The sequence below is a fragment of the Cellulomonas sp. H30R-01 genome, assembly GCF_010119915.1.
GTDB classification, from domain to species: Bacteria; Actinomycetota; Actinomycetes; order Actinomycetales; family Cellulomonadaceae; genus Cellulomonas; species Cellulomonas algicola.
The window spans coordinates 4,140,797-4,161,803 of the sequence record NZ_CP048210.1; the positions used below are offsets into that span (position 1 = coordinate 4,140,797).

Annotated in this window: 24 protein-coding genes; 11 read left to right on the plus strand and 13 right to left on the minus strand. The window is 75.1% G+C overall.

The window, feature by feature from the left end:
* The first annotated feature begins 8 nt into the window (after positions 1-8).
* Together GXP71_RS18420 and GXP71_RS18425 are read left to right on the plus strand one after the other, a co-directional pair.
* Positions 9-611, plus strand: coding sequence for a sugar O-acetyltransferase (locus GXP71_RS18420; protein WP_162353853.1), 603 nt, complete (start codon positions 9-11; stop codon positions 609-611).
* On the plus strand, positions 608-1,174 hold the full coding sequence (locus GXP71_RS18425; protein WP_162353854.1) for a TetR/AcrR family transcriptional regulator: 567 nt from the start codon (positions 608-610) through the stop codon (positions 1,172-1,174). The genes GXP71_RS18420 and GXP71_RS18425 overlap by 4 nt, the downstream gene beginning before the upstream one ends.
* An 84-nt stretch (positions 1,175-1,258) precedes the next feature.
* Here GXP71_RS18425 and GXP71_RS18430 read toward each other — a convergent pair whose 3' ends face one another.
* The 5 genes from GXP71_RS18430 to GXP71_RS18450 form a co-directional block, all read right to left on the minus strand.
* The gene (locus tag GXP71_RS18430; protein ID WP_162353855.1) at positions 1,259-2,332 is read right to left on the minus strand and encodes an epoxide hydrolase family protein; all 1,074 of its coding nucleotides are present in this window, start codon (positions 2,330-2,332) and stop codon (positions 1,259-1,261) included.
* Between the two features lie 70 nt (positions 2,333-2,402).
* Positions 2,403-3,044 carry a helix-turn-helix domain-containing protein gene (locus GXP71_RS18435; RefSeq protein ID WP_162353856.1) on the minus strand — a complete coding sequence of 214 codons (642 nt, stop codon included), beginning with the start codon at positions 3,042-3,044 and terminating at the stop codon, positions 2,403-2,405.
* Positions 3,045-3,049: 5 nt separating this feature from the next.
* On the minus strand, positions 3,050-3,484 hold the full coding sequence (locus tag GXP71_RS18440) for a VOC family protein (protein ID WP_162353857.1): 435 nt from the start codon (positions 3,482-3,484) through the stop codon (positions 3,050-3,052).
* Between the two features lie 271 nt (positions 3,485-3,755).
* The gene (locus GXP71_RS18445) at positions 3,756-4,271 is read right to left on the minus strand and encodes a GNAT family N-acetyltransferase (protein ID WP_162353858.1); all 516 of its coding nucleotides are present in this window, start codon (positions 4,269-4,271) and stop codon (positions 3,756-3,758) included.
* Positions 4,268-5,095, minus strand: coding sequence for a nucleotidyltransferase family protein (locus GXP71_RS18450; RefSeq protein WP_162353859.1), 828 nt, complete (start codon positions 5,093-5,095; stop codon positions 4,268-4,270). Before GXP71_RS18450 ends, GXP71_RS18445 begins: the two co-directional genes overlap by 4 nt.
* Positions 5,096-5,172: 77 nt before the next feature.
* Here GXP71_RS18450 and GXP71_RS18455 point away from each other — a divergent pair, with 77 nt between their 5' ends.
* Together GXP71_RS18455 and GXP71_RS18460 are read left to right on the plus strand one after the other, a co-directional pair.
* Positions 5,173-5,844, plus strand: coding sequence for a helix-turn-helix domain-containing protein (locus GXP71_RS18455; protein WP_162353860.1), 672 nt, complete (start codon positions 5,173-5,175; stop codon positions 5,842-5,844).
* Positions 5,841-6,395: a DUF6036 family nucleotidyltransferase gene (locus tag GXP71_RS18460; RefSeq protein WP_162353861.1), complete on the plus strand. Its 555-nt coding sequence runs from the start codon at positions 5,841-5,843 to the stop codon at positions 6,393-6,395. Before GXP71_RS18455 ends, GXP71_RS18460 begins: the two co-directional genes overlap by 4 nt.
* Positions 6,396-6,431: 36 nt before the next feature.
* On the opposite strand, the gene GXP71_RS18465 is transcribed toward GXP71_RS18460, so the two are convergent.
* Positions 6,432-6,950, minus strand: a complete 519-nt coding sequence (locus GXP71_RS18465) for a hypothetical protein (protein WP_162353862.1) — start codon at positions 6,948-6,950, stop codon at positions 6,432-6,434.
* A gap of 209 nt (positions 6,951-7,159) precedes the next feature.
* On the opposite strand from GXP71_RS18465, the gene GXP71_RS18470 reads away from it, so the two are divergent.
* The 3 genes from GXP71_RS18470 (at position 7,160) to GXP71_RS18480 (ending at position 9,399) form a co-directional block, all read left to right on the plus strand.
* On the plus strand, positions 7,160-7,882 hold the full coding sequence (locus GXP71_RS18470) for an alpha/beta hydrolase (RefSeq protein ID WP_162353863.1): 723 nt from the start codon (positions 7,160-7,162) through the stop codon (positions 7,880-7,882).
* A gap of 150 nt (positions 7,883-8,032) precedes the next feature.
* On the plus strand, positions 8,033-8,902 hold the full coding sequence (locus tag GXP71_RS18475; protein WP_162353864.1) for an AraC family transcriptional regulator: 870 nt from the start codon (positions 8,033-8,035) through the stop codon (positions 8,900-8,902).
* Positions 8,903-8,991: 89 nt separating this feature from the next.
* Complete coding sequence (locus GXP71_RS18480) at positions 8,992-9,399, plus strand: nitroreductase family deazaflavin-dependent oxidoreductase (RefSeq protein ID WP_162353865.1); 408 nt, start codon at positions 8,992-8,994, stop codon at positions 9,397-9,399.
* A 22-nt stretch (positions 9,400-9,421) separates the two neighbouring features.
* On the opposite strand, the gene GXP71_RS18485 is transcribed toward GXP71_RS18480, so the two are convergent.
* The gene (locus tag GXP71_RS18485; protein ID WP_162353866.1) at positions 9,422-10,732 is read right to left on the minus strand and encodes a cellulose binding domain-containing protein; all 1,311 of its coding nucleotides are present in this window, start codon (positions 10,730-10,732) and stop codon (positions 9,422-9,424) included.
* A gap of 232 nt (positions 10,733-10,964) precedes the next feature.
* Between GXP71_RS18485 and GXP71_RS18490 the strand changes: the two genes are divergently transcribed.
* Both GXP71_RS18490 and GXP71_RS18495 read left to right on the plus strand, forming a co-directional pair.
* Positions 10,965-11,885, plus strand: coding sequence for a S1C family serine protease (locus tag GXP71_RS18490; RefSeq protein ID WP_162353867.1), 921 nt, complete (start codon positions 10,965-10,967; stop codon positions 11,883-11,885).
* Positions 11,886-11,950: 65 nt separating this feature from the next.
* Complete coding sequence (locus tag GXP71_RS18495) at positions 11,951-12,544, plus strand: DinB family protein (RefSeq protein ID WP_162353868.1); 594 nt, start codon at positions 11,951-11,953, stop codon at positions 12,542-12,544.
* Here the strand turns inward: GXP71_RS18495 and GXP71_RS18500 are convergent, their stop codons facing one another.
* Entirely contained in the window at positions 12,545-13,342 is a 798-nt protein-coding gene (locus GXP71_RS18500) for an SRPBCC domain-containing protein (RefSeq protein ID WP_162353869.1), read from the minus strand.
* Positions 13,339-13,938, minus strand: a complete 600-nt coding sequence (locus GXP71_RS18505) for a helix-turn-helix domain-containing protein (protein WP_162353870.1) — start codon at positions 13,936-13,938, stop codon at positions 13,339-13,341. Before GXP71_RS18505 ends, GXP71_RS18500 begins: the two co-directional genes overlap by 4 nt.
* Before the next feature lie 64 nt (positions 13,939-14,002).
* Between GXP71_RS18505 and GXP71_RS18510 the strand changes: the two genes are divergently transcribed.
* Both GXP71_RS18510 and GXP71_RS18515 read left to right on the plus strand, forming a co-directional pair.
* The gene (locus GXP71_RS18510; RefSeq protein ID WP_162353871.1) at positions 14,003-14,569 is read left to right on the plus strand and encodes a dihydrofolate reductase family protein; all 567 of its coding nucleotides are present in this window, start codon (positions 14,003-14,005) and stop codon (positions 14,567-14,569) included.
* 52 nt (positions 14,570-14,621) lie between these two features.
* Positions 14,622-15,431 carry an SGNH/GDSL hydrolase family protein gene (locus GXP71_RS18515; RefSeq protein WP_162353872.1) on the plus strand — a complete coding sequence of 270 codons (810 nt, stop codon included), beginning with the start codon at positions 14,622-14,624 and terminating at the stop codon, positions 15,429-15,431.
* Positions 15,432-15,533: 102 nt separating this feature from the next.
* Here the strand turns inward: GXP71_RS18515 and GXP71_RS18520 are convergent, their stop codons facing one another.
* The 4 genes from GXP71_RS18520 to GXP71_RS18535 form a co-directional block, all read right to left on the minus strand.
* Positions 15,534-16,481 (minus strand): hypothetical protein, encoded by a 948-nt coding sequence (locus GXP71_RS18520; protein WP_162353873.1) that lies wholly within the window; start codon positions 16,479-16,481, stop codon positions 15,534-15,536.
* A 54-nt stretch (positions 16,482-16,535) separates the two neighbouring features.
* Complete coding sequence (locus GXP71_RS18525) at positions 16,536-18,284, minus strand: TerD family protein (protein ID WP_162353874.1); 1,749 nt, start codon at positions 18,282-18,284, stop codon at positions 16,536-16,538.
* Positions 18,281-19,552: a TerD family protein gene (locus GXP71_RS18530; RefSeq protein WP_162353875.1), complete on the minus strand. Its 1,272-nt coding sequence runs from the start codon at positions 19,550-19,552 to the stop codon at positions 18,281-18,283. The genes GXP71_RS18525 and GXP71_RS18530 overlap by 4 nt, the downstream gene beginning before the upstream one ends.
* Before the next feature lie 168 nt (positions 19,553-19,720).
* Positions 19,721-20,905: a VOC family protein gene (locus GXP71_RS18535; RefSeq protein WP_162353876.1), complete on the minus strand. Its 1,185-nt coding sequence runs from the start codon at positions 20,903-20,905 to the stop codon at positions 19,721-19,723.
* Positions 20,906-21,007 lie beyond the last annotated feature (102 nt).

The window sequence follows — 21,007 nt, forward strand, 5'->3', positions numbered from 1 at the left end:
TCGTCCGCATGACGACCGACTACTTCGCCGGTGACCCCCGCACGAACCGCGAGCGCATGCTCGCCGGTGACCTCTACATCGCCGACGACCCGGACAGCGGGCGCATCGCCCGCGAGGCGTTCCGGCTCTCCGACGCCTACTACCGCGCCGAGTCCGCGGGCGAGCCCGACGCGCGCGAGCACCTGGTCGCGCTGCTCGGCACCCTCGGCGAGGGTGCCTACGTCAAGCCGCCGCTGTTCGTCGACTACGGCGAGAACATCCACGTCGGCGCGCGCACGTTCGTCAACTACAACCTCACGGCGCTCGACGTCGCGACCATCACGATCGGCGAGGACTGCCAGATCGGCCCGAACGTCCAGCTGCTCACCCCGACCCACCCGGTCGACCCGCAGCCGCGGCGCGACAAGCTCGAGGCCGCCCAGCCGATCACGCTCGGCGACAACGTCTGGCTCGGCGGTGGCGTCATCGTCTGCCCGGGCGTGACCATCGGTGACAACACCGTCGTCGGTGCCGGGTCCGTCGTGGTGCGCGACCTGCCCGCCAACGTCGTCGCAGTGGGCAACCCCGCCCGTGTCGTGCGGCAGATCGGCCCCCAGGGCGAGGCGCGGTGACCGAGCGGCGGCGGCGCCGTCACGACCCCGAGCGGCGCGACCGCATCGTCGACGCGTGCCTCGAGGTCGTCGGGGAGGTCGGCGTGGCGGGTGCGTCGAGCCGCCGCGTCGCCGCCGCCGCCGACGTGCCGCTCGGGTCGATCACGTACCACTTCGACAGCGTGGACGCGCTGCTGTTCGAGGCGTTCGAGCGGTTCACGCGGCGCATGAGCGACCGCTTCGAGGCGTCGATGGCGGCGGTCGACGGCGTCGAGGAGGCCCGGCAGGCCGTCGTCGACCTCGTCGCGGTCGACGTGCTCACCGACCCGCACGAGCTCGTCCTGACCCACGAGCTCTACACGCTCGCCGCCCGCGACCCGCGCTACCGCCGGCTGACGCACGCGTGGATGGCCCGCAGCCGGCACGCGCTCGAACGGCACTTCGACCCGCCGACGGCCCGCCTGCTCGACGCGATGATCGAGGGCCTGACGATCCACCGCGCCCTCGACACCGAGCCGCGCGACTGCGACGAGATCGAGCTGGCCGTCGACCGCCTGACGCGCGCGTCGACGCGTCGGGACTGACCGGCCGGTCGGCGGGTGGACGTCGGGGCCTGCCTGACGGCTCGACCGGGTCGTCGGTCGCCGAGGCCCAGCGCGAGGGCCCCCTCAGGTCGCCGGACCGCACCGAGCGAAGAACGCACGGAGGTCGGTGGCGAGCGCGTCGGGGGCGTCGACGGCGGCGAAGTGGGACCCGACGGCGTGCTCCGTCCACCGGACGAGGTGGTGCTGCTGCGCGGCGACGTGCCGGATCGTCGGGTCCGTCGGGAAGAGGGCCACGGCCGTCGGCACGTCGCTCGGCGGGTGGGGTGGCTCGGCGCGCGTGTCGCGGTACAGGTGCGCGGACGTCGCGCCCGTGCCCGTGCACCAGTACAGCGTGGCGGTGGCGAGCAGGTGGTCGACGTCGGGCGGCCAGGTGCCCCAGTCGTGCACCTTGTCGACGATCCACGCGAGCTGCGCGACGGGCGAGTCGGTCAGCCCGTAGCCGACGGTGTGCGGACGGGTGCCCTGCAGCACCGCGTACCCGGTGTCCTCCGCCGTGCGCCGGTGCGCGGCTGCCAGGCGGTCGACCTCGGCCGGGCTGAGCCGGGTCTCGTCGACGTCCGGCACGTCCAGCGAGCCATGGACGTGCACCCCGACGACGTGCTCGGGGTCCACGCGCGCCAGCCACGGCGACACGATCGAGCCCGAGTCACCGCCCGCGGCGCCGTACCGCGCGTAGCCGAGGTCCGCCATGAGCCGGGCCCAGAGCTCAGCGATCCGGCGGTGGTCGCCGCCCGCGCCGGCGAGGGGCGCCGAGAAGCCGAAGCCGGGCAGGCTCGGGACGACGAGGTGGAAGGCGTCGCGCAGCCGGTCGACCACCGGCAGCCAGTCGAGGAGCGAGCCTGGCCAGCCGTGCGTGAGCACCAGCGCGAGTGCGTCGGGGTCGTCGCTGCGCACGTGGAGGGCGTGCACGCGCTGACCGTCGAACTGCGCGACGACCTGCGGGATCGCGTCGAGCCGGGCCTGCCAGGGTGCCCAGTCGTGGTCGCGCCATGCGGCGACCAGGTCGCGCAGGACGTCGGCCGGCACGCCGCGCTCCCACCCGGTCTCGGGCAGCGTCTGCGGCCAGCGCGTCCGGGCGAGGCGGTCGTGCAGGTCGCGGAGCGTGCCCTCGGGTAGGCGCGCCGTCGCAGGTTCCATCGCGCGACGGTAGCGACGCGGTCCGACAGCGCGCCGTGCTCGGCCCCGGCGCGGCGGTCGCGGTCGACCGTCAGGCGGCGAGGTGGAACGTCGTGGCGAAGCGGGCGAGCAGGTCGCCGGGGCCGCGCAGCACCTCGACCGCGCCCGTGGTGAGGGCGCGATCGGGGGAGAGGTCGCCGGAGATGAGCCGGTGCAGGTCGGGGCCGGCGGTGAACGCCAGGTCGACGGGCCCGTCACCGCGCGTCACGTCGAGCGACGGGCCGTCCACCCGGATCAGCAGGCCGGCGTCGTCGAGGTGGGCGGCGTAGGCCGTCGCCGGCAGCGTCGCCGCGACCTCGGGTCGGAAGGCGGTGCGCAGCGTCATCGTCAGGGCGTCGGGCGTGACGACCTGCTCCTCGCGGGGATCGCCCATCGCCTTGAACCCCCACGCCCCGAGCGCGAGGACGACGGGTTCGAGCTCGCGGCCGTACGGCGTGAGCTCGTAGACGATGACGCGCGACCGGGGTGCGCGACGGATGATGCCGGCCGCCTGCAGCTCCTTGAGCCGCGCCGCGAGGACGTTGCTCGGGATGCGGGGGAGCCCTGCGGCGAGCTCGCCATAGCGGCGGGGCCCGACGAGCAGGTCGCGGACGAGGAGCAGCGCCCACCGTTCACCGACGAGCTCGAGGGCGCGCGTGATCCCGCAGTACTGCCCGTAGTCGCGTGCGGCCATCGGCCTCAGGCCTGCTGGCTCGCGACCGCGTCGGGGCCCTGTGCGGCGGCCGCAGGGTCCATCCAGCCGAACTCGAGGACGTTGCCGTCGGGGTCGGTGAGCCCGCGCTGGTACATGAAGCCGTAGTCGGACGCGGGTCGCGGCTCGGTGCCCCCCGCGGCCAGTCCGGCGGCGGCGGTCGCGTCGACCGCGTCGCGGCTGTCGAGGAAGATCGCGGTCGACACTGACGGGCTCACCGCCGGGTCGCCGAGCGGCAGGTCCGTGAACGTCTGGAAGTACTCGCGCGTGAGGAGCATGAACGCGCTGTGGTCCTCCTCGACGACGACGCAGGCGGCGTTGTGGTCGGTGAACATCGGGTTGATGGTGAAGCCGAGCGCCGTGTAGAAGCCCTTCGCACGCTCCAGGTCAGTCACCGGCAGGTTGACGAACATCGCGGTCATGGCGCTCTCCTCAGCGGGGGTGCGAGCGGTGCGGACGCCACCACACTTGCAAAAAACAAGTGAAGGGTCAAGGGGTTCGGCTGACCGCCGGCCCCGCCGCGCTCAGCGGCATGCGGCCGCGCACCGACCCGTCGTCGCCCGGCCGGCGCACGGAGCGCACCGGGGCCTCGGGGGAGGCCGCCGCACCACCACCCGGCCGGGCGCACCGACTCCCGACGCGACCTTCGGCCCGCTCCGTGGCCCCGCTGCGCGGGCCGGTCGCCGGGCGACGTCAGGCCGTCGGCACCCAGTACCGGCGCTTGGCCGGCCGCCCGTCGACCGGGACGAGGTCCTGGAGCACCCCGCCGCACCGCTCGATGGTCTGCGCGGACGCGACGTTGTCGTCGTCGCACGTCACGAGCGCCCGCTCGACACCGACGGACCGGGCGACGACCAGCGACTGCCGCAGCATCTGGGTCGCGTAGCCCCGTCGGCGGTGCGCGGGCCGCACGGCGTACCCGATGTGCCCGCCGACGCGGGCGAGGGCCTCGTTCAGCGTGTGCCGCACCGACACCCGCCCGACGAGCACACCGTCCACGTCTGCGACCAGGAACGTCGCGGGCACGCGGCCGGGCAGCAGACGGACGCCGGCGCGCTCGTCGGCCAGGTGCGCGAGGTACCCGGGCCAGTCGTCGCGGCGGCCGTCGAGCAGGAAGTCGAACCCCTCACGTGCCAGCTCGTCGTGCGCGGCCCACGCCTCCGCCTCGTCGGCCGCCGTGAGCGGCCGCAGCACCAGCGACGCCGTCACGACCCCTCCGTGCAAACGGTCGCGGTCTCGTCGACGAGGTCGCGAGCGGCGCTGAGCGTCGCACGCAGCGCGTCAGGGTCCGCGCCGACGGCGGCGCACAGCGCCTGCGCCCGCACGCCGAAGTCCCGTGGAGCGTCGGGCAGTCGTCCGGCCGCGGCGACGGCACCCTTCTCGTTGGTGACCCAGCGACCCGCGTGCGAGTGCAGGGCGTGCGCGCACAGCAGGACCGCGCGGAACAGGCACCCGGCGACGTACGCGCTGTCGCCCCGCCCGGCCGCCTTGGCCGCGACGTCGAGGGTGAACGCTGCCTCCCAGAGGCGGGCGACGACCGCGTCGCGCAGTGCCCGGGGGTAAGCCGACGCCGCGTCGTGCAGCGCCGCGACCTCGCCCGACGGGTCCGCGAGCACCACCGCGACTGCCACCTCGCCCGCGTAGGCGAACGACGGCACGCCGAGCGGATGACCGGCCTGCGCGTGCCACGCGAACCGGCCGTCCTGCGCCTCCTGCCAGCTGCGCCGCACGCGGTCCAGGTCGCGGTAGAGGACGTCGACGGCGGTGCCGTCGACCTGCAGCCACCCGCCGCCGTCGACCCACGGCCCCCACTCGCCGGGTGCGGTCACGCGAGCGTCGGGACCGGCGATCTCACGGACCACCGCGCCGAGCGCGTCCACGTCGAGGGGTGGCCGGTAGTACAGGCCCAGGTCGACGTCGGACTCGGCGGTGTGGTCGCCGCGCGCCCGGCTCCCGCCCAGCACGACGGCCCGCACCCCGGGCACCTCGACCAGGCGTTCCGCCACGTCCCGCAGTCGCGCGTCGCTCAGCACCGCCCCAGCATGCCGGTGCCTGGCGGGTGGTCCGTAGCCGGATGTATCTGCCGCATTGTCGGAGATAGGCTCGGGCCATGGCCAACGCCACGGCGATCTTCCGCAGCGACACCCAGGCACGTGTGCTGCGGGCACTGGCGCGCGCGGCGGACGCCATCACGGCCAGCGACCTCGCGCGGGAGCTGGACGAGCCGCTGTCGACCGTCGCGCGCGAGGTCTCCCGCCTCGTGGAGACGGGGATGGTCCTCACGACGTCACGTGGTCGTCGGACGCTGCTGCGACCGAACTGGTCCAACGGGTACATGCGCGCCGCGCGCGACGCGTTCGACTACGAGGACGGCCTGCGCACGCAGGAGCCGTCTCCGCGCTGGTGGCGCACCGTGCCCGAGATCGTCGAGGACGTCCGCCCCGAGCTGCGGGACGGCAACGAGCCTGCTGCCCTCCGGATGCTTCTCGACGGCCTCAACTCCCTGCCCCGTGCGGCGGCGGCTGGACGCGTCGACGAGATGCTGGCCGAGCCACCGTCGACCGGTGACGAGCGCTGGGACGCGCTGATCGCCGGGAGCGTGCGGTACGTCGCCCGGCGGGCCGGCGTCGGGGCGCCCGACTGGACCCGTCGGCGCCCGCTCGCTGCCTGGTGGTGGCCCACGGGACGCGGTGCCCGCGCCGCCGTCGCGATGCAGCGCACCCCGGTCGAGCTCGCGCGGCTGGGCATCTGGTTCGACGAGCGGAACTTCACGACCGCATGAGCGAGCACGGTCCGACGCTGTCCCGTGCCGAGGTCATCGGCCTGCTCACCGAGCTCGGTGCCGTGCTCCACCGCGACGGCCTGCACGCGACGATCTACGTCGTCGGGGGCGCCGCCATGTCGATCACCCTGGACTCCCGCCGGGTCACGCGGGACGTCGACGCGGTGTTCCGCACGGAGACGGACGGTCTGCGCACCGCTGCCCGCGAGGTCGCGGCCCGGCACGGGCTCGACCCCGAGTGGCTCAACGACCGGGTCACGTCCGCCGTCGTCGGCCTGGTGAGCGACGAGGGCCAGACCGAGCTCGACGTCCCCGGGTTGTCCGCCGCCGTCGCCTCGCCCGAGCACCTGCTCGCGATGAAGATGCTCGCCGGACGCGAGCGCGACCTCGACGACCTCGTCGTCCTGTTCCGTCACCTCGGCATCACCGCGCCACGCCAGGCCGTCGAGACCACCGAACGTGTCTTCGGGGGTGGCTACCCCGACTCCGCCCCGCCGCTGGAGTACCTGGAGCTGCTCGCCGAGGACGTGCTCGACCGGCTGGGCATCTGAGCGACGCGGGACCCTGTCCCGCGGTCCGCCGGGCGGTCAGGACTCCTCGGGCCGGGCGAGGAACCGAGCGACAGCCTGGTCCGTCTCGCGCCGGAGGTCCGCCTCGAGCTCCGCCTCCAGAATCGCGCGACCGGCTCCGACGACTCCCAGGTCGTCCGGGTCGTAGGCGCCGTCGAGGAGCGCGAGCTCGGCGCTGACCGGGTCTTCCCCGTGCCCCACGACGCCGTGCGCCCACCGGCACAGGTCGCGTGCGCTGATCTCGTGGCGCACGTACCGGCCGACCATGGCGGCTGTCGCGCCGCGGAGCGGATCCTCGGTGACCGCGTCGGGCAGGCCGAGCTCGACGAGGGTGCGGTCGACCATCGGCCACACGTCGGGCCGCAGGGCGGACGACGGTTCCCCCGCGAGCTGACGCAGCGTCGGGGTGTCGAGACCTCCGAGCAGGCACCCGACGGCCGCGTCGACGACGTCGCGCGTCGTCGCCTCGTCGAGGCGCCAGAGCCGCACCGTGTCGGCGAACGTCGCCTGCGCCTCGTTCCGCGTCGTGTCTCGCACCGGACCATGGTCGCGGTGCGATGGGACGACGCCACGACATTTCCCGTGACGCGTGTCGTGGCGCTGCCTATCCTGCGAGAGCCGTGCGACAGGACGAGGAGGTGGTACCCGTGAACGCTGGATCGATCAGGGTGCTCCCCTCCGGGGTCACGGTCGGGCGATAGGTCGCCCGGGAGCGCCGCCCACGCGCACTCCCGAGAGGCACGACCATGGACTTCACCTCCGAGCACCGCCACGACGACGGGGTCCTCGAGCGCGACTTCGCGCTCGGCGACATCCCCGGCACCCTCTGGACCACCGGCTCCGCACCGGCCCCGCTGGTCCTCATGGCCCACAACAACGGCCTTCCCCGACGTGACGCGCGGCTCGTCGCGCGCGCCCGGTTCCACGCCGCGACGTACGGCTACGCCGTCGCGACCATCGACGCCGCCGGCTGCGGCGACCGGCCCCGGACCGCCGAAGCCGACCAGCTGCGCGTCGACCTGCGTCGCGCGCTGCAGGCGGGCGAACCGGTCGACGAGATCTTCGAGGCGATGGTCGGCCCGATGGTCGACGACGCCGCCCCGGAGTGGCGCACCACGCTCGACGCCCTGCTCGACCTGCCCGACGTCGCCGGGCCGGTGGGGTACTCCGGCTGGATGGCGCTCGGGATCCGGCTCGCGGTGACCGAGCCTCGGATCGCGGCGGCGGGCTTCTTCGCGGGCGGGTTCGTGCCGCGGGCCGTGCGGGCGGAGGCACCGCGCGTCACGATCCCGGTGCTCGTCCTGCTGCAGTGGGACGACGAGGGGAACCCGCGGCAGCGGGCGCTTGACCTGTTCGACGCGTTCGGCAGCGTCGAGAAGACGCTGCACGCCAACCCGGGCGGTCACCTCGGCACCCCACGGTTCGAGCTCGAGGACGGGGCGCGGTTCTTCGACCGGCACCTGCGGTGAGGTGGGGTGTTGGCCGGGCACGACGACGCCCGGCCGACGGCCCTGGCGGTGCACCTCCCCGACGGCGACGTCCCACTGATCGCACCGGGCACCGATGATCGGGCGGACGGGCGGCCACGGCCGCGAGGCTGAGGAGCGGAAGGGAGCACCGTGATCGCCTGGCTCAACCGGCTCGTCGACGCCGTCGAGGACAGCCTCACCGAGGACCTCGACGTCGTCCGCCTCGCCACCATGCTCGGCACGAGCGAGTACCACCTGCGGCGCATGTTCTCGTCGCTGGCCGGGATGCCGCTGTCGGAGTACGTGCGGCGCCGGCGGATGACGCGCGCCGCGGCCGACCTCGTCGGCGGTGCGGACGACCTGCTGACCGTCGCCGTGCGCTACGGGTACGGCTCGGCGGAGGCGTTCGGCCGGGCGTTCCAGTCGGTGCACGGCGTCGGCCCGGGCCAGGCCCGGCGGGACGGCGGTCCCTTCCGTTCGCAACCCCGCCTCAGGTTCCGCCTGACCGTCGAAGGAGCAAGTCCCATGGACGTCCGACTCGTCACCCGCCCCGCGTTCCGTCTCGTCGGGCACGCCGCGCGCGTCCCGCTGGTGCACGAGGGGGTCAACCCGGCGATCCAGCAGCACGTCGTGTCGATCGCGCCCACCGAGCACCAGCGGCTCAAGGCGCTCGCCGACACCGAGCCGTCGGGCCTGCTCGCGGTGAGCGCCGACCTCGACCCGGACCGCCGCGAGGGCTCGGAGCTCACCTACCTGCACGGCGTCGCGGTCTCGGACGTCGCCGAGGTCCCCGGCGACCTGGACGTGATCTCCGTCGACGCCGGGGCGTGGGCCGTCTTCCGGGCGTCCGGCCCCTACCCGCAGACGCTGCAGACCCTCTGGGCCGCCACCGCGACCGAGTGGTTCCCGTCGAACCCGTGGCGTCTGCGCCCCGGGCCGGAGGTCGTCGCGGTGCTCGACCGTGCCGACGACTTCTCCACCGCGACCGTGGAGCTGTGGCTGCCCGTCGAGGGCGGCTGACCGGCGTGGTGCGGTCGCCGACGCGCGACCGGCGTCGTTCACTGGGGCGACCGCACCGAACGTCGAGACGCCACCGGGAGCAGCACCGCATGAACGACTGGAACACGCACGTCATCGAGGAGTTCCGCGCGAACGCCGGGCAGGTCGGCGGCCACTTCGCGGGCGAGCCGCTGCTGCTCCTGCACACCACGGGAGCCCGCACCGGTGAGCCGAGGGTCAGCCCGATGATGTACCAGGACCTCGGCGACGGGCGCCTCGCGGTGTTCGGGTCGTTCGCGGGGCGCGACGTCCACCCCGCCTGGTTCCACAACCTCGTCGCCCACCCCGGGGTGAGCGCCGAGGTCGGGTCGGCGACGCGCACGTTCACCGCGCGCGTCGCCGACCCCGAGGAGCGTCGTGCGATCTGGGAGCGCCAGAAGCAGGCGTACCCGAGGTTCGCCGAGTACGAGCAGAAGACGGACCGCGAGATCCCCGTCGTGGTGCTCGAGCCCCGCTAGCCGACGCCCACCCCTGGCCGGGTCAGGCGCTCGTGCACGTCAGCGCCGGTGTCGGGGGAGTGCCGCTGCCGCTGCCCAGCAGCCCGAAGGTGGCGGTGCCACCGGCGGGGAGCGAGCCGTTCCACGACACGTTGCGCACGGTGAGCTGGTCACCCTGCGTCGTCAGCGAGCCGTTCCAGACCTGGTCGACCCGCTCGCCCGACGTGCGCCACGCGACGCTCCACGACGAGGTGGGCGACCCCGCCCGGACCGTCACCTCCGCCTGGAATCCGCCGGGCCACGAGTTCATGACCTTGAACGTCGCCGTGCACGCGCCCGCGGGCGGCGGCGTGGTGACCGTCGGAGTCGGCGTCGGCGTCGTGGTGGGGGTCGGCGTGGGCGTCGGGGTCGGCGTCACGGTGGGGGTGGGCGTCGGCGTGGGGTTCGTCGTCGTGGACGGGAGCGACGTGAAGAACCGCCAGATCTCGCCGGGCACCCACGACTGCTGCTGGCCGCGGTCGCGCGCGTCCCACTGGTGCCCGCTGTCCGACGCGAGCCACACGACGGGGTAGCCGTCGCGGCAGGTGTACGCGGTCCGCGTGTGGGTGCCGCTGCCCGCGGCGGGCTCCTGCGCCTGCTGCGCCTGGCAGCCGTTGTTCCGCAGCGCGCGGTCCCGCAGCGCGCGGCCCTGCGAGATGTTGAGGACGTCGTCGACGACGCCGTGCGAGCCGAGGTACGCGATCGGCTGGGTGCCGCCGTCGCACCCGGACAGCTGGGCGCCGTTGAGCACCGCGACGGCCCGGAACACGTCGGCGCGGGCGCACGCGAGCGCGTTGCTCATGCCGCCGCCGTAGGAGAACCCGGTCGCGAACCGCTGCGTCGTGTCGATGCACAGCGCGGCCTCGAGGGTGCGCAGCACGTCGTCGACGAACTGCACGTCGCGGCCGCCGCTGTTGGGCCACGCGTTGTCGATGCCCTGCGGCGCGACGAAGACGGTGCTGGTGCCGGCGAGCGGCTTGAGCCCGTAGAAGTTCTGGTTGACGACGTCGGACGCGGTGCCGTGCCACCAGTGCAGCCCGACGACCAGCCGGTACGCGCGGTTTGGGTCGTACCCGGACGGCACGTCGAGGCGGAACGTGCGGGACTGACCGCTGCTCGTGATGGTGTGCGTGCCCGTCGCGAGCCCAGCGGGGCGCCCGCAGCCAGCGGTGGTCGCGGCGCGGACCGAGCCCGCGGTGCGGACGGTGTCCGGGAGGGCCGCGACCGCGGGCGCGGTGAGCCCGACGAGCGCGAGGACGGCGACGGCGGCCGTCAGCAGGGTCCCGCGCAGGCGGGTCGGGGTGGGTTGGCGCACGGTCGGCTCCTCCGGCTCGTCTGGTCCGCCCCCGCGTGGTCAGACGCGTGCCGACGGTCGCCGACACGTGCGGGTGACGATCTACACCGATGAAGGTAGGGACGACGCTGCCCGGGCGCAGGGGTCCGAAACGGTTCACGCCCGACTGCGCAGCGGCGGTGGCGTGCCGCGGTCCGCTCGCCCTCGGCGAACGCGGGTATCGCTGCGGCGGTCGGGCGCGCTGGACTACGGCATGGACGACGACGTGCTGGACGCCTACTCGCGGACCGTCTCGGGCGTCGCGGAGCGCGTGCTCCCGAGCGTCGCGAGCCTCACGGTCGTGACGCCCCGCGGCACGGGTGCGGGCTCGGCGAGCGTCATCACGCGCGACCGGCACCTGCTGACGAGCGCGCACGTCGTCGCGGGAGCCCGCCGGGTCGAGGCGGCGTTCCTCGACGGCACGACGGTCGACGCGGACGTCGTCGGGCGTGACCCGCTGTCGGACCTCGCGGTGCTGCGCGCCCACGACGACCTGCCCGACCCGGTCGAGCTCGGCGACGCCGCGCGGCTGCGCGTCGGGCAGCTCGTCATCGCCCTCGGCAACCCGCTCGGCCTCGCGGGCAGCGTCACGGCGGGCATCGTGTCGGCGCTCGGTCGGTCGCTGCCGACCGCGTCGGGGCGCGTCGTCGACGAGGTCGTGCAGACCGACGCGGCGCTCAACCCCGGCAACAGCGGCGGCGTGCTCGCCGACGGCGCCGGGCGGATGGTGGGCGTGAACACGGCGCTCGCGGGCATCGGCGTCGGGCTGGCCGTGCCGGTCAACTCGACGACGCGGCGGATCGTCGACGCGCTCATGACGCGGGGGCGGGTGCGGCGCGCATGGCTCGGCATCGCGGGGATCCAGGTCGCGCTGTCGCCCGAGCTGGCCGCGCGCATGGGCTCGCGCACCGGGCTGCAGGTGGCCGACGTGTCCCCGGGCAGCCCGGCGGAGGAGGCCGGGTTGCGGCGCGGGGACGTCGTCGTCGAGCTCGACGGGAACCGGGTCGTCACCGCGACGGCCGTGCAGCGGTTGATGGTCGAGGACGCGATCGACCGGCGCATCGAGGTGACCGTCTGGCGCAACGGCGCGCTGGTCGACGTGCTCGCCTACCCGCGCGAGCTCGCCACGCCGTGACGGGGTCCGCGACGGCGACGTCGGCGAGCCCTGCGTCGTCCGCCGTCGGCTGGGACGCTGGGCGCATGATCGACGACGTCGCGAAGGCGCACCTGCTCGACGACCTGCGGTGGACGCGCGCGTCGCTGCTGGGCAAGCTCGACGGCCTGTCCGAGTACGACGTGCGTCGCCCGCTGACCGACACGGGCACGAACCTGCTGGGTCTCGTGAAGCACCTCGCGGTCGCGGAGGCCCGCTACCTCGGCGAGGTCTTCGGCCGGCCGTTCCCCGATCCGATCCCGCGCTGGGACGACGCCGCGGGGAACCGCGCGCACCTGTGGGTCACGGAGGACGAGTCGCGGGACGACGTCGTCGAGCGGTACCGGCGGGCGTGCGCGCACGCCGACGCGACGGTCGCCGCGCTGCCGGTCGACGCGCCCGGCCGCGTGCCGTGGTGGCCGCAGCCGGACGTCACGCTCTTCGACGTGATGGTGCACGTGCTGACCGAGACGGCCCGCCACGCGGGCCACGCGGACATCCTGCGGGAGGGCCTCGACGGTGCGGTGGGGATGGCGGACGGGCCGGTCGCGCCCGTCGACGACGCGGCGCGTGCCGCGCGGGAGGAGCACCGGGCCCGCGTCGAGTCCGCCGCCCGCGCCGCCGCGGCACGCGCGCGCTGATCAGGCCGGGATGGCGAGCTCGTCGAGCCAGGCCTGCCAGCGCGGCTCCTCGCGCCGCAGGTAGTCGGGGGCGTCGGGGGAGAACAGGAACGCGCGCACGCCGGCGGTGGCCTTCCCGTCGCCCTCGCCGTACGCGTAGACGTTGAGCACGCCCGGCACGGGTGCGGTCAGCCGCACCAGCGCCTGCTTCTCGCCGACCCGCTCGACGACGCCGGTGGAGCCGCGCACGTCGATCGTCTCGCCCTCCGCGCCGAGCCCGAGCCCGTCGCGCAGGGCGGTCCAGACCGCGGGCACGTCGCCGGCGTGCGACGCGGTGACGTCGAGGTGCGTCGCCTGCTGGCCGGGGAAGTGCGCGAGGTACGTGCGCAGGTTGTCGAAGAACGGCCGCCACTCGGGGCCGAGGTCGTCCCACCACTCCGACTCCCAGTCGGCGCCGATGCCGAAGCCGCTGCTGGTGACGTGCACGACGCAGGTGCCGCCGGACCGGGCCTCGACGACGAACTCGGAGGTGAGCGGGCTCAGCGCGTCGGGGTCCTTGCCCATCAGCCGGGCCCAGTCCTCCTCGTAGACGAGGCGGTGCGGCGGGTCCCAGCGGACGACGCGGCCGACGGAGTCCATCTCAGGGCCCATGACGAAGCGCAGGGCGCCGCCCTCGCGCTCCTCGAGCTCGGTCTGGGTGAACCAGCCGCTCATCCCCGTCGCGGTGGCGATCGCCTGCCACACCTGCTCGGGCGTGCCGGGGACCTCGACGCTGAACTCCAGGCGGTAGGGGACGTCCGGCGTGGTGGTGGTGGTCATGAGCTCGTCTCCTCGGGGAGGGGGTGGGTGTCGGGCAGGGGGTGGGCGGCGACGACGAGCCGGTGCGGGCGCCCGTCGTCGTGGTGGTAGCGCGCGGCCAGCTCGAGCACCGCGGCGGTGAGGTCGTCGGCGAAGGCGGCGCGGTCGGCGGCCGACCGGAAGCCGATCGTGGTGTCGATCGCGAGCGTGGGCAGCCGCCTGCCGGACGTGCCGGCCCGGCGCGCGAGCGTGCCGACCTCGCGGACCAGGCGGCCGGCGAGCGCGACGAGGTACGCGGCCGAGAGGTGGTCGGCCTTCTTGTCGGGGTCGGCGGCGGACACGGTCACGGCCGCGGGGGAGACGACGTACGCCGCCGCGGACGCCTGCAGCACGCGCTCGGTGATCCCGCCGTGCCGCCGCTCCTCGGCGAGCTCGACCAGCCCGTGCGCCTCGAGCGCCTTGAGGTGGTAGTTGACCTTCTGGCGGGTGATGCCGACGCGGGCGGCGAGCCCGGCGGCGGAGGCCGGGACGGCGAGCTCGCGGAGCAGCCGTGCCCGGACCGGGTCCAGCGCGGCGGCCGCAGCCTCCGCGTCCTCGATGACCTCGACGTCCTGCATGGCTCCACCGTGGCCCTTGACAACAAATCTTGTCAAGACCAAGCGAGCGTCCTACGTTCGACGTATGGGAAAGCTCATCTGCTCGATGTTCACCTCGCTCGACGGGTACGCGGCCGACACCGACGGCAGCAGCGACTGGGGCGGAGCGCTCGACCCCGTGCTGCACGACTTCGTGTCCGACCAGTCGCGGTCCGTCGGCACGTACCTCTACGGCCGCCGCATGTACGAGACGATGTCGTTCTGGGAGACCGCGCTCGACACCCCCGACCCGCCGGACTTCGTCCGGCACTACGCCGAGGTCTGGCAGGCCGCCGACAAGGTCGTCTACTCGACGACCCTCGACGCCCCCACGACCCGGCGGACCACCGTCGAGCGCGCCTTCGACCCCGTCGCCGTGCGCGTGCAGGTCGACGCGCTCGACCACGACGTCACCATCGACGGCCCGACGCTCGCCGCGCACGCGCTGCGCGCCGGCATCGTCGACGAGGTCCAGCCCTACGTCGCGCCCGTGTCCGTCGGCGGCGGGCTGCGCTTCTGGCCCGACGCCGTGCGCCTCGACCTCGACCTCGTCGAGCAGCGCGCCTTCGGCAACGGCACCGTCTGGACCCGGTTCGCCGTGCGCCGCGGCTGACCGTCTGTGCCGCGGCGCGCAGGGCGGCGTGGATGTGACTACCGTCACACACATGACGCGTCCTCGGCGGACGACGACGTCCGCGTTCCTGGCGGTGATCGCCGCGCTCTTCCTCGTCGGCTCGGTCGCGACGACCGCGTCCGCGGGGCCACGGCACCGCGTCGTCTACGACGCGCTCGGCGACTCCTACGCCTCCGGCTACGGGGTCCCGCCCTACACCGCGTGCGGACGGTCGCAGTCCGCCTACCCGGTGCAGCTCGACGGGCGACACCGCGTGCAGCTCGACGACTTCGTCGCCTGCGCGGGCGCCACGACCGTCTCGCTCGTCGCGGGCGGACAGCTCACCGCGCTCGACGCCGACACCGACCTCGTGACCCTGAGCATCGGCGGCAACGACGTCGGCTGGTCGACCGCGGTCGTCGCGTGCCTCGGCGGCACCGACGCGCAGTGCGCGGGCGCGACGGCCCTCGTCGACGCGCGCATCCGGGGCGAGCTCCCCGCCCTCCTCGACACCGTCTACGCGCAGGTCGCGGCCGCCGCGCCCGACGCCCGCGTCGTCGTCACCGGGTACCCGCGGCTCTTCTCGCCCGAGCACGGGGCCTACCTCGCGGCCTCGGTGGCCGAGCTCACCGCGCTCAACACCGCGGCGGACACCCTCGCCGCCGTGATCTCGGCCGCGGCCGACCGCGCCGGGTTCCAGTACGTCGACGTCCGCAAGCGGTTCACGGACCACGGTGCGAACGCACCGGACCCGTGGATCCTCGGACCCACCGACCCCGCGGCGTTCCACCCGACGGCCGACGGGTACGAGGCCTACACCGCCGCGGTGAACTCGGCGCTGGGACGGGTCCGACTCTGCTGAGCCGCGCGACGCGCCTCCACGGCGGTGGACCTTCGCCCTCTGCCGCGCTCGGACGCGCTCAGTCGCTCGGGCCGCCTTTCGCGGCAGCGAGACGACACGGGCTCAGTGCCGGGGGCCGTCGAGCAGGTCGTCGAGCGAGACCTGGCGCAGCAGCCGGTGCTCCCCGACCACGTTCAGCTCGCCACCACGCGCCGTCAGCCTCCTGCGCCGGAGCTCCCGCCCGTCCGGCATGACGAGACGGCCCAGCGGCTCGCCGACCTCGATCCCGTCGTGGCACAGCCGGAACGGCGTCACGACGTCGAAGTCGGCGCCGTAGCCACCGACGAACGCGCCGCGATCGCCGTCGACCAGGACGGCCGCCGCGCCCGTCACGCCCGTCGCGCCGAGATCCGTCGCCGCGTCGCCCTCGGCGCGCACCAGGTGGAACTCCGTATACGCGTAGCACACGGCGGCCTCCCCGCTCACGTTCAGCGCATACACGTCGAACAGGCCCGGCAGGCCGCGCTCCGAACCTGGGTACGACCAGCGGATGTGCAGGTCCTCGTCGAAGCGGACGAGCCTGCGTGTGCTGATGTCGTCGGAGGCCTCGTCGAAGTACGCGATCCACACTGCCCCGGCGGGTGTCGTGAGGACGTGCTCGATCGCGTCACCGACGAAGCCGGCGGTCACGAGCCGCCCGTCCGTGTCCCACACCTGCGCGTTGGTCTCGCGTCTACGGGCACGCGCCGCGACCAGCAGGACCCTTCCGCCGGGGAGCGGTTGCACGAACGTCGCGTCCACCGCGCCGTCGAGCACGACGGGAGGTGCGGCCGCGTCGGTCCGGTCCAGCAGGAGGCGGTCCCCGCGCTCGCGGTCGCGGACGAGTGACAGCACCCGCCCGTCCGGTCCGACGCCGACCGCCACCGGGTCGTACACCCACCGCCGCATGTCCGGCCAGCCCTCCGGCTGCAGCCAGCGGCGTGCGTCGCGACGCAGCGGGATCATCGGCAGCGACAGCAGCGAGCGGCGGCGTGCCAGGTCAGCGCTGTCGCGCTCGTCCCACGAGGTCACGGCCGCATGATGCCAGGCCCGGTCGACCGACCGGTGGCGCCCCGGGTGGAACGGTCAGCGCAGGTCCGTGGCCGCGGCGCGCAGGACGCCGTCGACCACCGACGCGTCGTCCGGGCCGAGGTCGGGCGTGTACCGCCACTGCGTGTGCGTCCAGGCGTCCGCGAGGTGGTCGTCGGGCTCGACGGGCAGGCGCACGGACTCGCGGAACAGCGTCGTGACGAGCGGGCTGCCCTCGTGCACGGGGCTCTGCGCGCCCGTGAGCAGCACCTGGACGCCCGCTGACGGGCCCTCGTCGACGAGGTAGCGCACGCGGCCCACGGCCGCGTCGTCGAACGCGGTCGGGAAGTCGTGCACCACGAGGAGGCGGTGCGCGTCGTCCCCGCCGAGCGCGTCCATCGCCCCTGCGGACCGCGCCATCTGCACGAGGTCGACGCGGCGGACCAGGCCGTCGAGGACCGCGCCGGCGGCCGCGACGGACGTCGCCGCGGGGGTCGACATGGCCCGGCTGCCCGGCTGGGCGAGCGCGGTGAGCGACGGCGCGAGCCCGCCGGTGAGGTCGACGACGAGCACGTCGAGGCCGCCGACCGGGTAGGCCGCCAGCAGCCGTGCGACCAGCGCGCGGACCGCACTGACGGTCGCGGCATCGGTTCCGCTCGCGCTGTCGACCCACAACGGCTGCGACAGCGGCAGTCCCAGCAGCATCGGGAAGCGCAGCGTGGGCACCTCCTCGACGTGCAGGTCGCCGACGCGCACGCCGGGTGCCGGCACGGGCGACGGGCGCCAGCCGCGCCATGCGGCGGCCGTCCACGGTGCCATCGCGGCCGGGAGGCGACGCTCGTGGTCCGCGAGCTCGGCGGCGAGCTGGCGCAGGTCGGCGTCGTGGCGCTCGCGTGCACGCGCGACGAGGTCGGCGTGCTCCCGCTCGGCCTGCGCGGCGGCGCTCTGCTGCCCCGGACCGCCCCGGGTGCTGGGGTCGGCGACGAGGGCGGCGAGCGCGTCGTCGCGGCGACGGTCGGCGTACGCGACCGCGGACCGGAGCGCGGCGGTGGAGCGCGCGGCGTCCTCGAGGATCGCCGACGACTGCCGCAGCAGGCGCTCGCCGGCGCTCGTGCCGGGCGGCGGGGGAGGAGTGGGGCCGGTGGGCGCTGCGGCGTGCACCGGTCGCGGCGCGGCGGCCGACGTCGGGGGAGCGGCACGGGGCGTGGCGGGCGCGGGGGTCGCGGCGGTGTGCGGGGTGGTCGGTGACGCCGTGGCGGCAGCGGGCGCCGACGACACGGGGGTCGCGTGGTCGTCGGCGTCGTCGACCTCGACGCCGTGCGCGGTCACCGCCTGCGCGAGGCCCCCGTCGTACCCCTGCCCGACGGCCCGGACCTTCCACCCGGCACCGCGGCGGTACACCTCGACCGTGACGACCGCGCGCTCGGACGTGAGGTCCACGAGCGGGAACCGCGCCCGTACGGACCCGTCGCCGCCGCGCAGCACCGCGGTGAGGGGCGGGAGGGCGCCGAGCGTCGGACGGTCCGGGTCGACGCTCACGAGGCACAGCACGGCGTGCACGCGTGCGGGCAGCGCGTCGAGGTCGAGCCGGACGCGGGCGGGCGTGCCCGCCTCGAGCGTCGCGCCCGGGGCCGACGGCTGGTTGTAGAAGACGAGGTCGTCGGACGACGCCGCCCGCTGCGCCTGGTCGACGAGGAGGACCGACACGTCGCACTCGGCGGCTGCCGTCCCGACCACCTCGACGAGCACGCCCGCGTCGGGCCAGGGCGCGTTCTGCCCTCGTCCGAGCACCAGCGGTGAGGTCACCCGACGTACCGCGCGAGCGACGGCACCGTCTCCATCGGCGTGCGGGCCTGCATGCCCTCGCCGACCGCCTGCAGCTTCCACGTCGGGCCCTGCCGGTACACGCGCGCCATGAGCATCGCGGTGAACGGCATGCCGCCGGCGAGCGTGTAGCGGGCGAGCTCGGCTCCCGTGGTGTGGTCGACGAGCCGGCAGAACGCGTTCTGCACCTGCTCGAACGTGTGGCCCTCGTACGAGGTGACGACGAGCATCACGTCCGTGACGTGCACCGGGACGCGGGTCAGGTCGATGAGGATCGTCTCGTCGTCGCCCTCGCCGTCGCCCGTGCGGTTGTCGCCCGTGTGCTGCACGGACCCGTCGCGCGTGCGCAGGTTGTTGTAGAACGCGACGTCGACGGGGTCCTTGCCGGCGAACAGGATCGCGGAGGCGTCGAGGTCGATCTCGACCTCGCGGCTGCCGAACATGCCGCGCTTGCGGACCGGGTCCCAGCCCAGGCCCATGCGGATCATCGTGAGCGCGACGCCGCCGTCCTTGACGAGCGAGACCCGCTGGCCCTTCGACAGGTTCACGGGGCGGGCCTTGGTCAGCCGCACCTCGCCGGCTCCGGCGGCGTCCGCCGTGGGCGGCTGGGGCGCGGGCGCGACCGGAGCGGGCGGCGGCGCGGCGGCGGGCATCGGTGCCGGGGGTGCGGGCGGCGCCGCGGCGGTGGGCGTCGCGACCGGTGCGGCGACGGGCACGGCGACCGGTGCGGCGACGGCGGGCGGGGGCGTGTCCTCGACGGACACCCCGTGGTCGGTGACCAGGTCGGCGAGCCCGCCCGCGTACCCCTGACCGACGGCGCGCACCTTCCACGCACCGGCCCGCCGGTACAGCTCGAGCGCGACGACGATGCTCTCGGTCGCCAGGTCGGTCATCGTGAACGCGGCCAGCGGGGTCCCGGCGTCGTCGGTCACGCGTGCGACCGGCTGCCCGACGCGCCCGAACGTCGAGGACGCGTCGTCGAGGCTCGTCACGAGCCGCACCGCGTGGATCTCGGCGGGCACCGCCGCGAGGTCGACCTCGACGCGCCAGGGCTGCCCGGCCGACGGCTGGACGCACCGCACGCCCGGGCCGGTCGGCTGGTTGTAGAAGACGAAGTCGGCGTCGGAGCGGACCCGGCCGCTCTCGGTGACGAGCAGCGCCGAGAGGTCCGCGGGGGCGGGGACGTCGACCGTGAGCGTGACGCGCGACGCCGTCAGCGGCGCGTTCGCGCCCTTCGTGAGCTGGTCCACCGGGTTCCTTCCGTGGGGCCGACCGGGGCGGCGGCACCGGCCGCACGGAATCTACCGGCCACCGGGTGTGCCGGGGGCGGCCTTCACGAACGGGTGCACGCACGTCGTGCCGAGGCCACGTCCCCGGTCCGGCGACGTCCGCCCGACCGCAGGCGGCCTCGCGCGCGCCTAGCCCGCGACGACGACCAGCTCGTTGCCCTCCGGGTCGGCCACACGCCACCGCCCGGACGACTCGTCGAGCAGCCGGCCGCCGGCGTCGAGGGCCGTCGCGACGTGCGCGGCGGCACGGTCCGTCGGGACAGCGAGCTCGACGTGCACGCGGTTGCGCTGCCGCCGCCGCGCGGTGTCGGCGGCGTCGATCTCCTGGAACGCGAGCACGGGGTTCAGCCAGCGCGGGTCGACGACGTCGTCGAGCGCGCTGCGCCCGTCGGGGACGTACCCGAGCGTCGCACGCCAGAACGCGCGGACCGCACTGACGTCGGCGGCGTCGAGGAAGAGCTGGACGAACCGCGGCAGGGCGTCGTCGGCCGTCGCCCCGAGGTCGCGGGCCGCGGCCTGGACGCGTGCCGCGAGCGCGGGGAAGTCCACGTCGAGGCCGTGCGCGTCGGCGTCCCACCGGTCCTTGCCGGTGTCGAGCACGACGAGGCCGGGCCGCACGTCGAGCAGCAGCGGGAACCCGGCTGCGTCGGCGAGGGTCGCCGCCGCCGTGACCAGGTCCCGCTGCGGCGACGACGACGCGACGCGGTAGCAGGCCACGGCACCGAACACCGCGTGCCAGTCGGCCGTCCCCGGAGCGTCGTCGAGCCCGCCGGCGGGCACCAGGTCGACCTCGTTGCCGTCCGCGTCGGCGTGGCAGACGCCGAAGGCGCCGTAGGGCTCGCCCGGACGCACCTGCTCGGCCACGGCTCCCGGGCGCACCACGTCGAGGTGCAGGCGGTTGCGCAGCGGGCGCGGCTCGCCCGACCTCCGGACGCGCAGCGCGGGGTCGCGGCGCAGCGGGTCGACGAGGTCTCCGTCGCCGCCGCTCGCGTAGCCGAGCACGCCCTGCCAGAACGGGCGCACCGCGGCCGGGTCCGGCGACTCCACGACGACGCTCAGCCGCTGCGGCACCGACGGGTCGGCGGCCAGGCCGAGGTCGCGTGCCGCGGCCGACGCCGCACCCGCGTGCTCGTCCGACCCGACGCGCACGCGCACGCCGGTCGCGCGCACGTCCACCAGGACGTCGCCCGGCAGGTCGACCAGGCGTCCCGCGAGCGCGGCCCCCGCGGTCAGCGACGGCGCGTCGAACCACGCCGTCGCGACGCCGTCGACCGCCCGCCAGTCCGCCCGCCAGTCCGCCGACACCTCCGTCATGGGGGAACGGTAGGCGCGCGCACCGCGTGGCGAACAGGGGGGCGGCGGGACGCCTGCCCGGCGCCGACATGTCACACGCGCAGGCGCTGTCTCGTCATGTGC

Coding starts and splice junctions, on each gene's coding strand:
- GXP71_RS18420 (WP_162353853.1), top strand. CDS start 9: ATGACGACCGACTACTTCGCCGGTGACCCCCGCACGAACCGCGAGCGC.
- GXP71_RS18430 (WP_162353855.1), bottom strand. CDS start 2,332: ATGGAACCTGCGACGGCGCGCCTACCCGAGGGCACGCTCCGCGACCTG.
- GXP71_RS18435 (WP_162353856.1), bottom strand. CDS start 3,044: ATGGCCGCACGCGACTACGGGCAGTACTGCGGGATCACGCGCGCCCTC.
- GXP71_RS18440 (WP_162353857.1), bottom strand. CDS start 3,484: ATGACCGCGATGTTCGTCAACCTGCCGGTGACTGACCTGGAGCGTGCG.
- GXP71_RS18455 (WP_162353860.1), top strand. CDS start 5,173: ATGGCCAACGCCACGGCGATCTTCCGCAGCGACACCCAGGCACGTGTG.
- GXP71_RS18460 (WP_162353861.1), top strand. CDS start 5,841: ATGAGCGAGCACGGTCCGACGCTGTCCCGTGCCGAGGTCATCGGCCTG.
- GXP71_RS18470 (WP_162353863.1), top strand. CDS start 7,160: ATGGACTTCACCTCCGAGCACCGCCACGACGACGGGGTCCTCGAGCGC.
- GXP71_RS18480 (WP_162353865.1), top strand. CDS start 8,992: ATGAACGACTGGAACACGCACGTCATCGAGGAGTTCCGCGCGAACGCC.
- GXP71_RS18490 (WP_162353867.1), top strand. CDS start 10,965: ATGGACGACGACGTGCTGGACGCCTACTCGCGGACCGTCTCGGGCGTC.
- GXP71_RS18495 (WP_162353868.1), top strand. CDS start 11,951: ATGATCGACGACGTCGCGAAGGCGCACCTGCTCGACGACCTGCGGTGG.
- GXP71_RS18500 (WP_162353869.1), bottom strand. CDS start 13,342: ATGACCACCACCACCACGCCGGACGTCCCCTACCGCCTGGAGTTCAGC.
- GXP71_RS18505 (WP_162353870.1), bottom strand. CDS start 13,938: ATGCAGGACGTCGAGGTCATCGAGGACGCGGAGGCTGCGGCCGCCGCG.
- GXP71_RS18510 (WP_162353871.1), top strand. CDS start 14,003: ATGGGAAAGCTCATCTGCTCGATGTTCACCTCGCTCGACGGGTACGCG.
- GXP71_RS18515 (WP_162353872.1), top strand. CDS start 14,622: ATGACGCGTCCTCGGCGGACGACGACGTCCGCGTTCCTGGCGGTGATC.
- GXP71_RS18535 (WP_162353876.1), bottom strand. CDS start 20,905: ATGACGGAGGTGTCGGCGGACTGGCGGGCGGACTGGCGGGCGGTCGAC.